17 protein-coding genes are annotated in these 17092 nt (G+C 68.6%); 10 read left to right on the top strand and 7 right to left on the bottom strand.

Annotated elements, in window-relative coordinates:
- Nucleotides 1–72: 72 nt before the first annotated feature.
- The 5 genes from katG to UG56_RS19135 are packed head-to-tail and all read right to left on the bottom strand — an operon-like array spanning nucleotide 73 to nucleotide 6513.
- Nucleotides 73–2223, bottom strand: a complete 2151-nt coding sequence (gene katG / locus UG56_RS19155; protein ID WP_045550088.1) for a catalase/peroxidase HPI — start codon at nucleotides 2221–2223, stop codon at nucleotides 73–75.
- A 40-nt stretch (nucleotides 2224–2263) separates the two neighbouring features.
- The gene (locus tag UG56_RS19150; protein ID WP_008363669.1) at nucleotides 2264–2695 is read right to left on the bottom strand and encodes a Fur family transcriptional regulator; all 432 of its coding nucleotides are present in this window, start codon (nucleotides 2693–2695) and stop codon (nucleotides 2264–2266) included.
- 31 nt (nucleotides 2696–2726) lie between these two features.
- On the bottom strand, nucleotides 2727–3923 hold the full coding sequence (locus UG56_RS19145; RefSeq protein WP_045550089.1) for an MFS transporter: 1197 nt from the start codon (nucleotides 3921–3923) through the stop codon (nucleotides 2727–2729).
- Between the two features lie 41 nt (nucleotides 3924–3964).
- The gene (locus UG56_RS19140; RefSeq protein ID WP_052693836.1) at nucleotides 3965–5407 is read right to left on the bottom strand and encodes a protein kinase domain-containing protein; all 1443 of its coding nucleotides are present in this window, start codon (nucleotides 5405–5407) and stop codon (nucleotides 3965–3967) included.
- A gap of 8 nt (nucleotides 5408–5415) precedes the next feature.
- Nucleotides 5416–6513: a hypothetical protein gene (locus UG56_RS19135; RefSeq protein ID WP_045550090.1), complete on the bottom strand. Its 1098-nt coding sequence runs from the start codon at nucleotides 6511–6513 to the stop codon at nucleotides 5416–5418.
- 76 nt (nucleotides 6514–6589) lie between these two features.
- Between UG56_RS19135 and UG56_RS19130 the strand changes: the two genes are divergently transcribed.
- The 3 genes from UG56_RS19130 (at nucleotide 6590) to UG56_RS19120 (ending at nucleotide 9862) form a co-directional block, all read left to right on the top strand.
- Nucleotides 6590–7474 (top strand): oxygenase MpaB family protein, encoded by an 885-nt coding sequence (locus tag UG56_RS19130; RefSeq protein WP_045550091.1) that lies wholly within the window; start codon nucleotides 6590–6592, stop codon nucleotides 7472–7474.
- A gap of 86 nt (nucleotides 7475–7560) precedes the next feature.
- Entirely contained in the window at nucleotides 7561–9183 is a 1623-nt protein-coding gene (locus tag UG56_RS19125) for an alkaline phosphatase D family protein (protein ID WP_045550092.1), read from the top strand.
- Nucleotides 9184–9295: 112 nt separating this feature from the next.
- Nucleotides 9296–9862 carry a DUF6199 family natural product biosynthesis protein gene (locus tag UG56_RS19120; RefSeq protein WP_045550093.1) on the top strand — a complete coding sequence of 189 codons (567 nt, stop codon included), beginning with the start codon at nucleotides 9296–9298 and terminating at the stop codon, nucleotides 9860–9862.
- A gap of 27 nt (nucleotides 9863–9889) precedes the next feature.
- On the opposite strand, the gene UG56_RS19115 is transcribed toward UG56_RS19120, so the two are convergent.
- Nucleotides 9890–10219, bottom strand: a complete 330-nt coding sequence (locus UG56_RS19115) for a hypothetical protein (protein WP_143055110.1) — start codon at nucleotides 10217–10219, stop codon at nucleotides 9890–9892.
- Between the two features lie 340 nt (nucleotides 10220–10559).
- Here UG56_RS19115 and UG56_RS19110 point away from each other — a divergent pair, with 340 nt between their 5' ends.
- The 7 genes from UG56_RS19110 (at nucleotide 10560) to UG56_RS19080 (ending at nucleotide 16212) form a co-directional block, all read left to right on the top strand.
- A complete protein-coding gene (locus UG56_RS19110; protein ID WP_045550095.1) occupies nucleotides 10560–10868 on the top strand; it encodes a hypothetical protein in 309 nt (102 codons plus the stop codon).
- Nucleotides 10868–13207: a hypothetical protein gene (locus UG56_RS19105; RefSeq protein WP_045550096.1), complete on the top strand. Its 2340-nt coding sequence runs from the start codon at nucleotides 10868–10870 to the stop codon at nucleotides 13205–13207. Before UG56_RS19110 ends, UG56_RS19105 begins: the two co-directional genes overlap by 1 nt.
- Before the next feature lie 28 nt (nucleotides 13208–13235).
- Nucleotides 13236–13793, top strand: a complete 558-nt coding sequence (locus UG56_RS19100; protein WP_045550097.1) for a hypothetical protein — start codon at nucleotides 13236–13238, stop codon at nucleotides 13791–13793.
- Between the two features lie 162 nt (nucleotides 13794–13955).
- Nucleotides 13956–14285: a PadR family transcriptional regulator gene (locus UG56_RS19095; protein ID WP_045550098.1), complete on the top strand. Its 330-nt coding sequence runs from the start codon at nucleotides 13956–13958 to the stop codon at nucleotides 14283–14285.
- A gap of 3 nt (nucleotides 14286–14288) precedes the next feature.
- Nucleotides 14289–14660, top strand: a complete 372-nt coding sequence (locus UG56_RS19090) for a DUF1048 domain-containing protein (protein ID WP_256206746.1) — start codon at nucleotides 14289–14291, stop codon at nucleotides 14658–14660.
- Nucleotides 14657–15445 carry an ABC transporter ATP-binding protein gene (locus UG56_RS19085; RefSeq protein ID WP_045550099.1) on the top strand — a complete coding sequence of 263 codons (789 nt, stop codon included), beginning with the start codon at nucleotides 14657–14659 and terminating at the stop codon, nucleotides 15443–15445. Before UG56_RS19090 ends, UG56_RS19085 begins: the two co-directional genes overlap by 4 nt.
- Complete coding sequence (locus UG56_RS19080) at nucleotides 15442–16212, top strand: ABC transporter permease (protein ID WP_045550100.1); 771 nt, start codon at nucleotides 15442–15444, stop codon at nucleotides 16210–16212. The genes UG56_RS19085 and UG56_RS19080 overlap by 4 nt, the downstream gene beginning before the upstream one ends.
- Nucleotides 16213–16254: 42 nt before the next feature.
- Here UG56_RS19080 and UG56_RS19075 read toward each other — a convergent pair whose 3' ends face one another.
- On the bottom strand, nucleotides 16255–17055 hold the full coding sequence (locus UG56_RS19075) for a metallophosphoesterase family protein (protein WP_045550101.1): 801 nt from the start codon (nucleotides 17053–17055) through the stop codon (nucleotides 16255–16257).
- Nucleotides 17056–17092 lie beyond the last annotated feature (37 nt).

Raw genomic sequence — 17092 nt, 5'->3', positions numbered from 1 at the left:
ACGACGGAGGCCGACCCCGCAAGGGGCCGGCCTCCGTGTCGGTCGTACGCAGCGGCGTACGGCCTCAGATCATCACTTCTTCAGGTCGAAGCGGTCGTTCTCCATGACCTTGACCCACGCCTTGACGAAGTCGTTGACGAACTTCTCCTTGGCGTCGTCGCCGGCGTAGAGCTCGGCGATGGCGCGGAGCTCGGAGTTGGCGCCGAAGACCAGGTCCACTCGCGAACCGGTCCAGCCGTTGGTGCTGGTGTAGGTCGTCTCGTCGGCGGACGGGGTCCACTGCTGGTCGTAGTCGAGCAGGTTGACGAAGAAGTCGTTCGTCAGCGCGCCCGGGGTCTTGGTGAAGACACCGAGGTCGGAGCCGTCCCAGTTGTTGCCGATCACGCGCAGGCCGCCGGTGAGGACGGTCGCCTCGGGGGCGGAGAGGCTCAGGAGGTTGGCGCGGTCGATGAACAGGAACTCGGAGGGCAGGTCGAGGAACCCGGAGTCGTAGTTGCGGAAGCCGTCGGCCACCGGCTCGAGCCAGGCGAAGTTCTCCACGTCGGTCTGCTCCTGGGTGGCGTCGACGCGGCCGGCCGTGAACGGCACGGTCACCTCGTAGCCGGCAGCCTTGGCGGCCTGCTCGACACCCACGCCACCGGCGAGGACGAGTACGTCGGCGAAGGAGACCCCGGTCGAGGCCGCGATCTGCTCGTAGGCGGCGATGACCGGCTTGAGCTCGTCGGGCTGGTTGACCTTCCACGACACCTGCGGCTCGAGGCGGATGCGACCGCCGTTGGCGCCACCGCGCTTGTCGGAGCTGCGGAACGTGGCCGCGGCCTTCCAGGCGGTGGAGACGAGCTGCTGAGCGGTGAGACCGGACTCGGCGATCGCCTTCTTCGCGGCAGCGATGGAGGCGTCGTCGGTCGCAGCCGAACCGGTCGGGAGTGGGTCCTGCCAGGGCAGGTCCTCGGCCGGGACCTCGGCGCCGGCGTAGCGGCTCTTCGGACCCATGTCACGGTGGGTCAGCTTGAACCACGCGCGGGCGAAGGCGTCGGAGAAGGCGTCCTGGTCGTCCTTGAAGCGGCGCGAGATCTCGTCGAACTCGGGGTCCATGCGCAGGGCGAGGTCGGAGGTGAGCATGCGCGGCTCGCGCTTGCCGTCACCGAAGGCCTCGGGCACCAGGTCGGCGCCGCCGTTGTTCTTCGGCTTCCACTGCTTGGCGCCGGCCGGGGACTCGGTGAGCTCCCAGTCGTAGGCGTAGAGGATGTGGAAGAACTCGTTGTCCCAGCGGGTCGGGTGGTAGGTCCAGGTGACCTCCAGGCCCGAGGTGACCGCGTCGGGACCGACGCCGGTGCCGTGACCGTTCTTCCAGCCCAGGCCCTGGTTCTCCAGGGGCGCGGCCTCCGGGTCGGGACCGATCAGGTCGTCGGGGTGGGCGCCGTGGGTCTTGCCGAAGGTGTGGCCGCCGGCGATGAGCGCGACGGTCTCCTCGGAGTTCATCCCCATCCGGCGGAAGGTCTCCTTGATGTCCACCGCGGACTTCAGCGGGTCGGGCTCACCGTTGGGGCCCTCCGGGTTGACGTAGATCAGACCCATCTGGACGGCGGCCAGCGGCGCCTGGAGGTCCCGGTCGCCGGAGTAGCGCTCGTCGTCCAGCCAGACCTTCTCGGGGCCCCAGTAAACGTCGTCGTCGGCCTCCCAGACGTCCTCGCGGCCACCGGAGAAGCCGAAGGTCTTCAGGCCCATGGTCTCCAGCGCGACGTTGCCGACCAGCACGAACAGGTCGGCCCAGGAGAGCGCCTGGCCGTACTTCGCCTTGACCGGCCACAGCAGGCGGCGGCCCTTGTCGAGGGAGACGTTGTCGGGCCAGGAGTTGAGCGGCGCGAAGCGCTGCTGACCGCTGCCGGCGCCGCCGCGGCCGTCGTGGCTGCGGTAGGTGCCCGCGGCGTGCCACGCGAGACGGATCATGAACGGGCCGTAGTTGCCGAAGTCGGCGGGCCACCAGTCCTTGGAGTCGGTCAGGACCGCGGCGATGTCAGCCTTCACGGCGGCCAGGTCGAGCGCCTCGAAGGCCGTCTTGTAGTCGAAGTCGGGGTCGACCGGGTTGGCCGCGGGGTGATGCTTGGCCAGGATCTTCAAGTTCAGCTTGTTGGGCCACCATTCCTGGTTGGCGCTGCCGACGGTCGGGTGAACGCGGCCGGCGTTCATGACCGGGCACTTGCTCACGGACTCTTCAGACATCAGATTCCAGTCCTTCTTGTTCGGATCATTGCTGCGCTGCTCAGTTCTTGCGCTGGGCGGCCTGGCACTGCGGACAGGTGCCCCAGTAGATGACCTCGGCCTCGTCGACGACGAAGCCGTTGTCGTCCGATGCCGTCAAGCAGGGCGCATGGCCGACGGCGCAATCGACGTCGGCGATGCTCCCGCAGGAGCGGCAGACCACGTGGTGGTGGTTGTCCCCGACCCGGGTCTCGTAACGAGCCACCGAGCCGGACGGCTGGATGCGGCGTACGATCCCGGCTGCCGAGAGGGCGGCCAGAGAGTCGTAGACGGCTTGATGGGAGACGTCCGGAAGCCGCTCGCGCACCGCTCCGAGGATGGTCTCGGTGTCGGCGTGCGCGTTCTCGGTGACGGCCCCCAGAACGGCCACTCGCGGGCGAGTGACGCGCAGGGAGGCACCTCTCAGCAGCTGTTCGTAGTCCGCGTTCCCCACAGACCTGAGCCTACGCGAAATCTTGAATGAGTCAAGAAACGGAGGGAGATTCTTTGGTTTCTTTCGTCGCCGCCGGACGGGTCGCGAAGCGACGGGCCATCAGCGGGATCAGCACCGAGATCGCCAGCGGGATGACGAACATCGAGCGCTCGCCGAAGAGCTCGGCGACGCCGGCGATCAGGGAGGCGGCGGCGAGGTAGCCGGCGTAGTTGGCGAGGTTCACCCGGGCGATCGCGTCCTCGGCGTTGTCCGGGGAGATGTGGGCGGCGGCGACGAAGGACTGCGGCGGGACCATCGCCAGGCTGCCGCCGAGGATCGCGAACCCGACAGCGGCCACGCTCCAGTGCGGGGCGGCGACGATCAGCACCAGCGCTCCGACGCCGACGATGCCGCCGGTGCGGATCACCCGCTCGGGACCGAAGCGGGCGACGAGGCGGTCGCCGGGGAGGCGTACGACCAGCAGGACCAGCTGGTAGCCCGCGTAGATCGCGGGCCCGACCGCCGCGGCGGCACCCAGGCCGTCGACGACGTAGATGCCGCCCCAGGCCGAGGCCGCCGAGTCGATGAACCACATCGCGAACGTCGGCACCGCGACCAGGAGGAGCGGCAGCCACGGCAGCTGGACCTTGGGGCGCTGCGTACTGCTGGCGCGGTGCTCGGCCGCGTCGACCGCCTCCGGCGGCAGCAGGAGCCGGAACGTGGCGGCGTTGGCGGCCAGGCCGATGAGCGCGATCGGGATCATGTCCAGACCCAGAGGTACGCCGAGGGCGATCGTCACGGTCGCGTAGACGGCACCGAGGACGGCCGCCGCGCTCCACATCGCGTGGAAGCCGTTCATCAACGGCCGGGCGTACGCGTCCTGGGTGGCCGTGCCCTGCATGTTCATCGAGGCGTCGACGCCGCCGAGGAAGAAGCCGTAGGCCCCGTTGAGGACCAGCAGGGTCGCCATCGTCGGCGCGAAGGCGGGTGCGACCGCGGTCAGCGAGGCGCCGCCGAGCATCAGCGAGAGGGTGGCCGCGCTGCCGATCCTGGTGGCGAGATGACCCGCGACGACGCTGCCGACCGCCCCGACCGCGGTGGTGATCCCGAGCACGACGAAGACGTCGCCGGCGCTGAGGTCGATCTTGGTCGCGATCGACTCGAGTCTGGTGATCAGCGAGGCGAAGGTCAGTCCCTGGATCGCGAAGGCGACGAAGACCGCCGTCCGGGCCAGCTGGAGTCGGGTCATGGACGCGAAGTCTGCACCCTCACGCCCTCCCCGTCGAGGGGTCAGTTGCCCTTGAGCAGCCCGTCGAGGATCCGCTCGCCGTCCTTGCCGTCACCCTTGCCCAGGCTGTCGAACTCCTTGCGGAGCTCTCGCATCTCGCGCTTGGCGCTCTCGCCGTCCTCGACGAGGTCGCGGATCTGGTCGATCTGGTCGCCCCACTCCTCGGACTGGTCCTCGTCGATGACGTTCCAGCTCTCCAGGTTCTCGCGCCAGCGGTCGAGCTTGTCGAGGCGGTTGAGGGTCTTGTTGTCCGAGGCGTCGGTGTTCTCGTCGGCGGTGTTGTCGCTGTTGCTGTCGGGGTTGCTGTCGGTGCCGTCCGACCCGCTGGAGTCGTCGGAGCTCTGGGACGGCTGGTCGGCCTCGGCGGGTGCGGGCTCGTAGGCGGCCAGCCAGGAGGCGGCGAAGACGCAGGCGATCACGATCGCCACCGCGCCGACGAGCCGGCCGGTGGGGAACTTCCGCAGCGACCCCGGGCGCGGACCACGGACGGGAGGCGGGGCGTCGGGGCGGGGCAGGACGCCGGTGCGGGAGCCGGGCAGCGCCATCGGCTCGTCGAGCGGGCGTTGCGGCATCGCCTGGGTCAGGCGGGGTGCCTGCCCGGCGGAGAGCCGGTCGGTGGCGTCGGGGTCGGCGCCGTTGAGGACGTAGCCGAGCTCGTGGCCGACCTGGTCCATCGACGGCCGGGCGGCCGGGTTCTTGTCGAGCATCCGGGTGACCAGCCGCGCCAGCGGCGGCGGCACCGCCCGGAAGTCGGTGATGCGCGGCACCGGCTCGCTGAGGTGCATGTGCAGGATCTTGACCGGGTGCGGCGCGGAGTAGGGCACCTTCCCGGTGAGCATCTCGAAGAGCACGCAGCCCAGCGAGTAGACGTCGGCGGGCGGTCCGACCGGGTCGCCGGCAGCCTGCTCGGGCGAGAGGTAGGACGGGCTGCCGATCACGTGGCCCGTCTGGGTCAGCCCGGCGTCGACCCCCGTCATGGCGTACGCGATGCCGAAGTCGAGCACGGTCAGCCGGCCGTCACCGTCGAACATGAGGTTGGCCGGCTTGATGTCGCGGTGCACCACGCCGGCCCGGTGAGCGGCGCCGAGGGCGCCGGCGACCTGGCGGGCGTACTCGACCGCCATCTCGACCGGCATCGCGCCGCGCTGCTGGAGCGGCTCGGCCAGGGTCGGTCCGGGCAGCAGCTCCATGACCAGGAAGACGTCGTTGTCGTCGCTGCCCGCGTCGAAGATCTTGACCACGTCGTCGTGGACGACCCGGGCGGTCGAGAGCGACTCGCGACGGAACCGCTCGGCCATCGTCGGGTCGTCGACATCGCGCAGCAGCTTCACCGCGACATCGCGGTCGAGGACCGTGTCACGCGCCCGCCAGACCTCCCCCATGCCGCCGGCTCCGAGCAGGGCGAGGAGCTGGTAGCGGCCAGCGATCGGGGGGTGCGCGTCCATGCCGGAAATTATGCCGGGGTCACCCAGGAGTCGAAGAGCGGGATGCCCTCCCAGGCTCCCCCGCGCGCGAGCGCCACCACCGCGTGCGGCCGGTCGAACCTCAGGTCGATCTGCCGCACCGTCGTCTCGCGCGGAGCGGCGGCCGCCCGGACCATCATCCCGGTCACCGCGGCCGCCTCGAATCCCTCGCTGGTGTAGGACGCGACCGCCTTCTGTACGCAGGTCGCCTCCGACTCCTCCTCGACGGCGGCCATCACGCCGCGGGCGATCTCGGCGACCCCGGGCGCGGCCGAGAGGTCGTGGCGATCCTCCGCACTCCACGCAGGGAGATGGCTGCGCCAGCGGTCGGACGGGGCGCCGCCGAGGACGGTGATCTCCTGGACCGTCCAGGCGTGGCCGGGGGCCACGCCGTCGGGGTCGAAGCCGTGGTTGCGCACCTCGCCCGCGTCGATCCTCCGGACGACCTCGTCGGCGGCACGCCACACGTCCTCGGCGGCGACGCCGTCGGCGGCGATCACGGAGTAGACCGAGATGCCGTCCTCGCTGGCCGGGCAGGCGACCGCGACCGGGCCGGCCGCCTCGGTCTCCACCACCGCCTGGAACCCGCCCTCGAGCAGCAGGAACCCGTTGCCGTCGTCGTCGAGCGGCTCGCTCCAGCGCGGCGTCACCACCAGCGCGGAGGCGAGCACGATCAGCGTCTGCGCGTCGATCTCGAGCGGGAACTCGTTGATCAGGCCGCGGGTGTTCTCCTCGGCCCAGGCGTCGAGCCCGGCCTGCTCCGGGAGCGGGTCGAGCACGACCGGCAGCCCCTTCTTCAGCTCGACACCGGGGCGCAGCCAGCCTGCGACGGCAGCCCCGATCGTGGGGTGCGGCGCCTCCAGCAGCCTCAGCGCGGCCGCCCGGGCGTCGGCGCGGTTCAGCCCGAGGATCTCCTCCGTCTCGGTCGCCGCCACCGGCGCCAGCGAGGCGAGGAGCAGCCACAGGCCGGCGTACGAGATCACCGGGGACTCGGCCGACCCCAGAGCGGAGCGGGTGGTGGCGGCGTACGTCCGGACGGCCTGGGCGGCAGCGAGGGACAGGGGCGTCTGCGTTCCCGACTTCTCCATGCCGAAGACACTACGGGGAGAGCCACGACAAGTGACCCAGATCACGATACAGTTATGTATCGCTCGAGGAGGCACGATGCCCAAGCTGAATTGTCAGAGGCGGGCCCGCACGGCAGGGCTGGACCCGGAGACCGAGTTCCAGGAGATCTCCAGGCTTCTGGGCCTCTACGAGTTCCCGTGGGACACGACCCAGGCGCTCAGCTTCGCACTGTTCCGGACGTACGCGGTGCCCTCGATCGGCCGGCTGCTGGCCGGGACGCACCAGTTCACCGAGAACACCCAGAAGCGCTACGACGACACCGCGCTGCTGCTGGAGGATGCGGCGATCGAGGACCTGGACAGCCCTCGCGGCCGGGCGGCGGTGCGGCGGATCAACCAGATGCACCGGATGTACGACATCTCCAACGACGACATGCGCTACGTCCTCTCGACGTTCGTGGTGATCCCGCGGCGCTGGAACCAGGAGTTCGGCTGGCGGCAGTCGACCCCCGACGAGCAGCTCGCGGCGCTGCGCTACTACCAGGCGCTCGGGAAGCGGATGGGGATCAAGGACATCCCGGCGACCTACGAGGAGTTCGAGCAGCTCCTCGACTCCTACGAGGCCGAGCACTTCGGGTACGACGAGGGCGGCCGTGCTGTCGCCGACTCGACCCTCGAGCTGCTGACCACCTTCTACCCGCGCCCGCTCGCGCCCCTCATCCGGATCTTCTCGCTGTCGTTGATGGAGCCGCACCTGCTCGAGGCGTTCGGCTACCCCGAGCCGGGGCCGCTGCCGCGTGCGCTGTCCCGTGGGGCACTGAAGGCACGCGCACGCGTGGTCGCGCTGCTGCCGGCACGGCGGAAGCCGGCGTACGTCCGGGACATGCCGCGCATCCGCAGCTATCCCCACGGGTTCGACACGGAGGAGCTCGGCACCTTCGTGCCGGGATGTCCGGTGCACCAGGCTGCCGCTGAGGCGTAGCCCGCCCATCCCCCGGACTTTACGAAGCGGACACCAGGCACCGCTTCGCTGATGTCGATAACCCCCATGTCGACAGGAGCACGTCCGTGCCTGCCCCCAGCAACACTCCTGATCTCCGCGGCGCCCTCCACGGCCTCGACCGCCGCCGGTTCCTGACCGTCTCCGCCGCCGCGACCGCGTTGGCCTTCACCACCGGCCTGCCGCGTACCGGTGCCTTCGCCGCCCCGGCCGGCTCCGCCGCCGACATCACCTCGGACCCGTTCACCCTCGCCGTCGCCTCCGGCGACCCGCTGCCCGACTCGGTGCTGCTGTGGACCCGGCTCGCTCCGCTCCCGCTCGAGCCCACCGGTGGGATGCCGCCCGCGCGTTTCGACGTCGCCTGGGAGGTGGCTCGCGACGCCGCCTTCACCCGGGTCGTACGCCGCGGCACCGCCGCCGCGCACACGGAGTTCAACCACTCCGTGCACGCCGAGGTCCGCGGCCTGGACGCGGCGACCGAGTACTTCTACCGCTTCCGGGTCGGCCGCTGGATCAGCCCGGTCGGCCGGACCCGCACCGCCCCGCCGGTCGGTGCCGCGGTGTCGTCGCTGACCTTCGCCCTCGCCTCGTGCCAGCGCTACGACCAGGGCTACTACACCGCGTACGCGCATCTCGCCCGCGAGGACGTGGACGCGGTCTTCCACCTGGGCGACTACCTCTACGAGTACGCCGTGAACTCCTCCGGCGGGGCACGCGCCTACACCGAGCCGCTGCCGGCGCACCTCAACCACGAGACCGTCACGCTCGACGACTACCGGGCACGCTACGGGCTCTACAAGTCCGACCCGGACCAGATCGCCGCGCATCTCGCGCACCCGTTCATCGTCACCTGGGACGACCACGAGACCGAGAACAACTACGCTGGCGACATCCCGGAGAACTCGGTGCCGCCCGAGGAGTTCCTGGTGCGCCGCGCCGCCGCCTACCGCGCCTACTGGGAGAACCAGCCGCTGCGTCTTCCCCAGCAGCCGTCCGGTCCCGACCTGAAGCTCTACCGGCGGCTGCAGTGGGGCCGGCTGGCGCAGTTCGACATCCTCGACACCCGCCAGTACCGCACCAACCAGGCCAACGGCGACGGCTGGAAGGTGCCGTCGGCCGAGTCCGAGGCGGAGTCGATGACGCTGCCGGGGAACGAGCAGGAGCAATGGCTGATCGACGGCTGGCGCCGCTCCTCGGCGCTGTGGAACGTCGTCCCGCAGCAGGTCACCTTCTCCCGCCGCGACCACCCGTCCGGCGACGGCACCCGCTCGATGGACTCCTGGGACGGCTACCCCGCATCCCGGCGCCGGATCATCGAGGGCTGGAAGGCGTCCGAGCAGTCGAACCTGATGGTGCTGACCGGGGACGTGCACGTCCACTACGGCTTCGACATCCACGACGACTTCGACGACCCGTCCTCGCGGATCATGGGCACCGAGATCGTGACGTCGTCCATCACCTCAGGCGGCAACGGCGCCGAGCACCCGGCCAACTGGGCCGCGTACCTGGAGCGCAACCCGCACATGAAGTTCTACAACGGCCTCCGCGGCTACACGACCGTCTCGCTCGACGCGGCCGGTGCGGAGATCACCTACAAGAACGTCCCGTACGTCAGCACGCCCGGCGCGCCGCTGACCGTCGGTGGACGCTTCTTCACCGCGTCCGGCAAGCCCGGGCTGGTTCCGGCGTAGCGAATCCTGCCGAGGCGGGTGCCGGACCACGCTCGTGGCGTATCCCGGGCGAACGAACTTTCGTTCACCGCGCGCGCGGCCGGTGCCCGACTCGGGGTATACGTATCCCGTGATGCTGCTCGCGATCATCTTGGTTCTCGGGGCCGCGTGGTCCTTCTTCATCGCCGCTCGGCCGGAGGTCGGCTTCTTCCTCGAGGAAGGCTGGAAGTTCCGCGACGCGGAACCCTCCGACCTCTACCTCGGCGTGACCCGCTTCGGCTCGGCCGTCCTCGGTATCGCCCTCCTGGTCTTCGCCGCCATCTTCGCCTTGGGCGGCCCGGGCGGCGGTACGTCGGAGTCGGACGACTCCCCGTCCGGAACAGCGACCTCGGACCCCATGGCGGAAGGCTTCGCCCGAGCGCAGGAGAAGGAGGACGAGGCGGCTGCGCGCGCCAAGGAGGAGTGCCTTCGGCTGAAGCCGAAGTTCGAGCAGACGGTGAAGTGGAACGCCCAGGACAAGGTCGCCAACCCCGACGCCCTGCACGCCCTGGCCGGCAGCGAGGGCGCCTCGGTGGAGATCGAATCGCGTGCGAACGGCGAGGTGGTCACGGTGCGCGGCAGCGAAGCCGAGTACGCCGGCTCATCCCGCGGCCGCGTCCTCTTCTTCATGACCCCAGTAGCCGCGACCTGCATGCCCTGATCGAGGCGATCGACGCGTTGGCTCGTCCTATGCCCAGAGCCCGACGTACTCGATGGCCATCCTGACTCCGCCGTTGAACTGCGCCACATTCGCAATCGCGTTGATGAGGCGTACGACCCAGAAGACCGCCAGCGTGTAGCCGATCCCGAGCGCGATGCCGGAGACTGCCGCGCTGGTTCCGGCCGCCTTGGCCCGGCTGACGCCAGCGTGGCCAAGGACGACCGCGACGGCGATCGGGACGATCGAGGCGATCATCAGCAGCCCGAGGACGACCCAGACGACCGGACGGTCCTCGAACTGGTAGAGCGAGTTGTAGTAGCCCTGGCTGACCTTCGGGATGCCGACAATCACGCGCACCAAGGCGACGATCCCCAGCATTCCTGCCCCGAGCCCCAGCCCGGCCGGCCCGACCCATCCGCCGTTTCGCGGACTGACAGAGACTGCCGCCTCGTTCGGTTGTGACATCGCGCCCTTCTTCTCTCACGCCAGATGGAGTTCGCCCCGGGATCGACGGGCGCCGTCGTACGACGCGGACACGCTATCCCAGGCGTTGGGCATCGCCGGTCATCCTGCAGACGTGCCGGCCGGGACGGTCGGCCGGGCGCGTACAAGATTTTTCGTCTCTTTGTGTTTGAAACCCGAGATTTGGGGTAGGAGATAGGTACCAATCGCTCCGAACGTCTTGGGGGATCCTTTCGTGAACGTCGAAATCGTGGCGCCGCAGGTGAAGACCGCGGCCAACTCCATCGGGACCGCGGCCGACGCCGTCGCCGGTCTCGATCTCGAAGGCCCCATGGGCAAGGTCGCCTCTGCGCTGCCGGGAAGTACGTCCGCGGGCGCCGCGAACGGACTCAAGACCGAGTGGAAGAGCGACAAGGACAAGTGGGTCAAGGATGCCCGCGACCACAAGACGACCACCGTCACCGATGCCGACGCGATCGTTGAGGCCGACACCATCACCGCGCAGCAGGCGCGCTACCGCGAAGCGATGATCGGAAGAGACTGATGGCCGTCACCTACGAGCAGCTGCAGAGCTGGAAGCCCGAAGAGCTCGACACCGCCGCGGACCAGCTCAACACCGCCCGCAAGAGCTTCCAGGACCAGCAGGACGAGATGGACGCCGGCAAGGTGCCGAACACCTGGATCGGCGAGGCGGCCACGCGCGCAGAGAACCGGCACCGTCGTCTGATCGCCGACCTCAACGACATGGCGGCACCGTTGTCTCAGGTCATCAACGCCCTCGACGAGGCTGCCGCCTCCATCAAGAAGGCCAAGGACAGCGCCAAGCACGCCTACGACGACGCGACCGGACGCGGCTGGAAGGTCACCTTCTCCGGCGGCGTCCAGATCACCGACCCGAGCCCGGACGAGAAGGATCCGGACAAGGACAAGGGCACCATGCAGCAGCTCGCCCAGACCATCCAGGATGCGCTGACCGACGCGGAATCTGCCGACGCCGACCTGACGGCGGTCCTCAATCACGCGACCAAGGGCGACTACGACGGCGGCGACGGCACGATCGAGCAGGCGAGCCTCCCGCCCGAGCTGCGCAACCTGCCCGAAGAAGAGCTCATCAACAAGATGCTCAGCGAGCCGGGCAAGTACGACGGTTACATCGACGCGCTTCCGCCGGATGCTCAGGAGCGGCTCGGCAAGGAGATCAGCGACCGCCTCGACAGCACGCTGAACGACGACGACTACAAGCTCAGCAAGGAAGAGGCCGACCGTCTCAACGCCATGCTGAGCGCCTACACCGACGACTCGACCGTCGCCGCTGGGCTCTACAAGGACCTCGGGGCGGACGGCACCGTCGCCAGCATGGCGAGGATCGAGGAATACCTGCGGATGCAGTCGCCGGATTCCGGCTCCCTCAACACACTCGCCTCCAACCTCCGAAGTGGTCTGGCATCGGCCTCGAACGACCCCGGCTTCCCGGCCGAGAAGTTCGGCCACGACATCGTGAAGTACGCCGGCCCCTCAGGGGTCTACCTCTCTGATGACGAGCAGGACGCCCTTCGGGACCGCTACCCGAACTGGGGCGGCACCGGTGGCGCCTCGGTCCTCACCTACCTGATGAAGGACCACGGCCTCAACGGAGACCTCGTGCTCGGGGCTGCCGAGGAGCTGGACCGCTTCGAGCAGGCGGACGGCCCGATGAACGCTCAGTACTGGTACGGGCACACCGGCCACAGCCCTCTCGACACCGGCAACGACGGCGGCTGGGGCGACGACCCGATGGCCGCCATCATGGGCAACCTCGGCGACCACCCGAAGCAAGGCCTGGAGTTCTTCACTGGCGAGCACGGGGCCGAGCGTCAGGACTTCTACTTCGACAAGCGCACCTGGCAGGCCGACGGCTACGCCGGCATCTCGGAGCTGGCCGAGGGTATCGGCACCAACCAGGAGCTCCTCAAGGAGCACCCGGAGGAGACCACCGGCCTGGTGTCGAAGTTCTTCCACGACGTCTCCGACAACGAGGGCTTCAACGCAGAGGACGCGAAGGCAGCCTCGCCCCACGTTGCCGAGCTGATGAAGTTCTACACGCCAGGGGTCGACGCCGCGCTCAACAACCCTGGAGACGGGGAACCCGGCACGGAGCCGTTCAAGCTCGACCACTACGGCAACATGGATCCCTACCCGAAGTTCTACAAGGACGACCTCGAGAACATGATGAAGGTCTCCATGAGCACACAGGACGGAATGACCAGTATCGCCGAGGGCGTCGGGGCGTTCCAGCAGACCCAGATCAACAACATCGCCGTCGAGCTGGCACAGAATCCGGACGACCCGGGCCTACGCACCGAGCTGCGCGACGTCCTCGAGCGCGGTGGCCACCTCCAGGGCTTCGCGGAGCACGCCGTCGGCGAGGTGGAGATCGACGGCGCGAAGGACAAGGACGCCCAGCGGCAGGCCTTCATCGACCTGACCAGCGAAGTCGCCGGGATGATCCCGCTTCCGGGCGCGGAACAGGTCGGCGAGCTCGGCAGCAAGGTGATCGACTACGGAGTCGGCCAGGCGATCGACCTCGGTACGGACGCAGCCGGGGAGAAGTTCGCGAACGAGGCTGCCGCAGCGACCTCGAACGCCGAGACCCGCGCTTCCGAGGGGGTCAACCGCGTCGAGCTCAATGCCCTCTTCGCTCTGGAGCGAGCCGGTGTGGTCGACATCCCGGCTTCGGACGAAACCTTCATGAAGGACGGCAAGGTCATCAGCTTGTCGGACGTCCCGGCTGGTGACGTTGATCGCTACGCTCACGAGGCGATGAACTACCTCAACGAGTACGTGACCTCTGCCGACTTCGAGGGGAGCTACAAGAATGCGTTCTTGGCCTACTACCCGAAGTAGGGTCCGCCTGGCCGTCGCACTGTGCGCGATGCCATTCCTGATGACCGCCTGCGGCACCGACTCGACGTTGCTGGACACCGACGCGCTTCCCCAGGTCGACGAGACCGTTGACGGAACCATGGGTGCGCCAGGGACCGGCTGGTGTGACGCACTTGGCTATCTGGAGACGAAGCTGTCGAGCGCCGACGAGGGGACCACCGGCGAGCAGTATGTACTCGAGAACAAGGATGTCGTAGGCGCCACCCTGTTCGTTCCCGGGGGCGGGAGCTACCCAGACGCCGAGTCGATGATCGCTGCCATCAAGGAGGCCGTGGACGAGTGCTCGGCAGATGCCGACCAGGGTGACTACGGCGAGGCGACGTCAGAGCCCATCAGCGGGCTTCCCGACGGCGCCGTCGGGTTCACATTCACGAGCAAGTCGTCAAACCCCGTTGAAGTCGGCAGCATCGCGTTCGCCGAGACCGAAGACGGACGACTCGTCGGCGTCGGAGTGACACACAGCGGGAGTGGTGAGGCATCCGTGAAGGTGGCGGACCTCCTCTCCACAGCACTCGAGCGAGCTGCCGACGTGAACGGCAAGAGCTGAGTCCATCTCGAGACAAGACCAGCGGCGCTGGTACGACGGCTGATCCCGTCGTACCAGCGCCGCTGGCATTTCCGTCGGCGATAAGGACTTGACCCTCCGTCACTACTCAGCGCTACTATGTACCGGTAGTCAGCAACACTGAGTAGTGGGAGGAGGTGCCCGATGGGCAAGCAGATGACCGAGATGCTCAAGGGGACGCTGGAGGGGATCGTGCTGGCGTTCCTGACCGGCAACCCGGCGTACGGATACGAGATCACGACCTGGCTGCGGAGCCAGGGGTTCACCGACATCGCCGAGGGCACGGTCTACGCGCTGCTGGTCCGGATCGAGAAGAACGGGCTGGTGGACGTGGAGAAGCGGCCGAGCGAGAAGGGGCCGCCGCGGAAGGTCTACTCGCTCAACTCAGACGGCGAGAAGTACCTCGAAGAGTTCTGGACCACCTGGGGGTTCCTGGCCGAACGGCTGGAGAGCCTCCGTACGGAAGGGAAGTAAGGAATGTCCATCCGATCGATGTTCGAGACCGTCGTCGGCGAGCTCGAGCTGAAGAAGCGCTGGCGGCAGCTCAAGGCCCGCAAGCAGCAGCTTCCGGAAAACCACCGCAAGGCGCACGACGCGGTCGAGCGCTACCTGATGTACTCCGCCGGCATCGCCGACGGCGCGATCCTGACGGCGATGGCCGAGGACCTCCTCGAGCTCTTCGAGCAGAGCGCCGCCGACGGCACCCCGGTCAGCGCGATCGTCGGTGACAACCCGGTCGAGTTCGCCGAGGAGTTCGGCAGGAACTACGCCGAGGGCGCCTGGATCAAGAAGGAGCGCGCCCGGCTCAACGAGGCCATCGAGACCATCAACAAGGAGGAGGAGTCATGAGCGCGACAGCCGCGATCTCCGTACGGGGATTGGAGAAGTCCTACAAGGGATCTCGACAAGCTCGATCACCGGTATTGAAGGGCGTGGACTTCGAGGTGGCGCGGGGCTCGATCTTCGCGCTGCTCGGGTCCAACGGAGCCGGCAAGACCACGGCCGTACGCATCCTCTCGACCCTCCTGAAGCCTGATGCCGGCACGGCGCTGGTCGAGGGTGCCTCGGTGGTCGAGGAGGCACAGCGGGTGCGGGAGGCGATCTCGCTGACCGGCCAGTTCGCGGCGGTCGACGAGATCCTGACCGGGCGGGAGAACCTGGTGCTGGTCGCGAAGCTGCGCCACCTGCCCTCCCCCGGCGACATCGCCGACGGGCTGCTCGAGCGCTTCGACCTGGTCGAGGCGGGCGGGCGGAAGGTCGCGACCTACTCCGGCGGCATGCGGCGGCGGCTCGACATCGCGATGTCGCTGATCGGCTCGCCGTCGGTGATCTTCCTCGACGAGCCGACGACCGGGCTGGACCCGGAGGCGCGGCTGGAGGTGTGGAAGGTCGTCAAGGAGCTGACCGAGCAGGGCACGACGGTGCTGCTGACCACGCAGTACCTGGAGGAGGCCGAGCAGCTCGCCGACCGGATCGCCATCCTCCACGGCGGGACGATCATCGCCAACGGCACCCTCGCCGAGCTCAAGGCGCTGCTGCCGCCGGCAAAGGTCGAGTACGTCGAGAAGCAGCCGTCGCTGGAAGAAATATTTCTTTCGCTCACCGGCTCCACCAAGCAAGGAGACCACTCATGAACAAGTACGCACTCGCCGATGCCGGCACCCTGCTGGCACGCTCGCTGCGCCACATCACCCGCAGCCCGGACACGATCATCACCACCGCGCTCACCCCGATCGCGATGATGCTGCTCTTCGTCTACGTGCTGGGCGGCGCGATCAGCACCGGCCCGGGCAGCCCGGGCAGCTACGTCAACTACGTGCTCCCCGGGATCATGATCATGGCGATCGCCTCGGGCATCGCGTACACGGCACTGAGGCTCTTCACCGACATGAAGAGCGGGATCTTCGAGCGGTTCCAGTCGATGCCGATCGCCCGCTCGGCGGTGCTGTGGGCGCACGTCGGGACCTCGATGGTGGCCAACATGCTCACTCTGGTGATCATCCTGGGCGTCGCGTTCGTGATGGGCTTCCGCACCTCGGCGGGGCTCGGTGCCTGGCTCGCGGTCGCCGGGATCCTGGCGCTGCTCACCCTGGCGCTGACCTGGCTCGCGGTCATCCCCGGGCTGGCCGCGCAGACCATGGAGGGGGCGACCGGGTTCTCCTACCCGCTGATCTTCCTGCCGTTCATCAGCTCGGCGTTCGCGCCGACGGAGACGATGCCCAGCCCGGTGCGCGCCTTCGCGGAGAACCAGCCGGTGACCTCGATCGTCAACACCATCCAGGCGCTCTTCGCCGAGCGGCCGGTCGGTGACGACATCTGGGTGGCCCTGGCCTGGTGCGTGGGCATCCTCGTGGTCTCGTACGCCTTCGCCATGGTTGCCTACCGGCGCAAGATCAGTTGAGCCGGGCCATCACAAGCACTGCGAGAGCGGTGAAGAGCCGATCTACCCCTTCCGGTGGTAGGTCGGCTGCTCGCCGTCCTCGAGGCCTTCCCTCAGGTTGCCCCGGTAGAAGCCCGTGCGCAGCTCGTAGGTGTACTCCTCCAGCTCCGGCATCCCGACCTCGGCGGCGTACGCGATCTCGGCCTCCGCGTCGTAGGGGACCCGGACCCACTGGATGCCGAACGGCGCCTCCTGGTCGCTGTCCATGACGCCCTCGAGGATCACGTAGACCGGGGTCGGGTCGCTCATGCAGTTGCCGACGCTGCCGGTGTTGAAGACCGTGCGCCGGTTGCGGTCGGTCTCGTAGTAGGGATCGTGGGTGTCCGCGTAGCCGACGATGTCGGGCTCCGGCAGGTCGAAGCCGGTCGCCTCGGTGTTCTGGAACAGGCCCAGGAACTCCTTCTCGTCGTGGTCGAACCTGACCCGGCGGTGGACCGTCTCCTCGGAGGCGTGGAAGAGCCTGACCCGACGACCGCTGATCCAGAAGTCGTGGCTGAACGGGAGCGTACGCAGCCACTCGGCCTGCTCCCACGCCTGCAGCCGCCACCACATCAGCCCGACCGACTCGCGGCCGAAGTCGGGCTCGGGGGTGAGCAGGAAGTCCTCCCAGTTGCCCAGGATGTTCACCTCGCACCGCTCCCGGCAGAGCTCGGCGACCTCGCGTCCTCGCGGGCCCTTGCCGACGTAGTCGCCGAGGTTGAAGATCCTGGTGATTCCGCGCGCCTCGATGTCGGCGAGGACGGCCTCGAGGGCGGTGAGATTGCCGTGTACGTCCGAGATCAGCGCGATGCGCTCTGGGGTCATGGGTCGCAGGCTATGCGATGGCTGGGAGACTGGCCCG

It is taken from the genome of Nocardioides luteus (genome assembly GCF_000960475.2).
In the GTDB taxonomy this organism is placed as follows: Bacteria; Actinomycetota; Actinomycetes; order Propionibacteriales; family Nocardioidaceae; genus Nocardioides; species Nocardioides luteus_A.
The sequence above is the reverse complement of the archived record's forward strand: the minus strand, read 5'-3'. Positions and strand labels throughout refer to the sequence as shown.

What these genes read in the sequence shown, in the direction of transcription:
- UG56_RS19080 (WP_045550100.1), top strand. Translation starts at nt 15,442, where the DNA reads ATGAACAAGTACGCACTCGCCGATGCCGGCACCCTGCTGGCACGCTCG.
- UG56_RS19135 (WP_045550090.1), bottom strand. Translation starts at nt 6,513, where the DNA reads ATGGAGAAGTCGGGAACGCAGACGCCCCTGTCCCTCGCTGCCGCCCAG.
- UG56_RS19120 (WP_045550093.1), top strand. Translation starts at nt 9,296, where the DNA reads ATGCTGCTCGCGATCATCTTGGTTCTCGGGGCCGCGTGGTCCTTCTTC.
- UG56_RS19095 (WP_045550098.1), top strand. Translation starts at nt 13,956, where the DNA reads ATGGGCAAGCAGATGACCGAGATGCTCAAGGGGACGCTGGAGGGGATC.
- UG56_RS19140 (WP_052693836.1), bottom strand. Translation starts at nt 5,407, where the DNA reads ATGGACGCGCACCCCCCGATCGCTGGCCGCTACCAGCTCCTCGCCCTG.
- UG56_RS19090 (WP_256206746.1), top strand. Translation starts at nt 14,289, where the DNA reads ATGTCCATCCGATCGATGTTCGAGACCGTCGTCGGCGAGCTCGAGCTG.
- UG56_RS19075 (WP_045550101.1), bottom strand. Translation starts at nt 17,055, where the DNA reads ATGACCCCAGAGCGCATCGCGCTGATCTCGGACGTACACGGCAATCTC.
- UG56_RS19105 (WP_045550096.1), top strand. Translation starts at nt 10,868, where the DNA reads ATGGCCGTCACCTACGAGCAGCTGCAGAGCTGGAAGCCCGAAGAGCTC.
- UG56_RS19130 (WP_045550091.1), top strand. Translation starts at nt 6,590, where the DNA reads ATGCCCAAGCTGAATTGTCAGAGGCGGGCCCGCACGGCAGGGCTGGAC.
- UG56_RS19100 (WP_045550097.1), top strand. Translation starts at nt 13,236, where the DNA reads ATGCCATTCCTGATGACCGCCTGCGGCACCGACTCGACGTTGCTGGAC.
- UG56_RS19145 (WP_045550089.1), bottom strand. Translation starts at nt 3,923, where the DNA reads ATGACCCGACTCCAGCTGGCCCGGACGGCGGTCTTCGTCGCCTTCGCG.
- katG (WP_045550088.1), bottom strand. Translation starts at nt 2,223, where the DNA reads ATGTCTGAAGAGTCCGTGAGCAAGTGCCCGGTCATGAACGCCGGCCGC.
- UG56_RS19085 (WP_045550099.1), top strand. Translation starts at nt 14,657, where the DNA reads ATGAGCGCGACAGCCGCGATCTCCGTACGGGGATTGGAGAAGTCCTAC.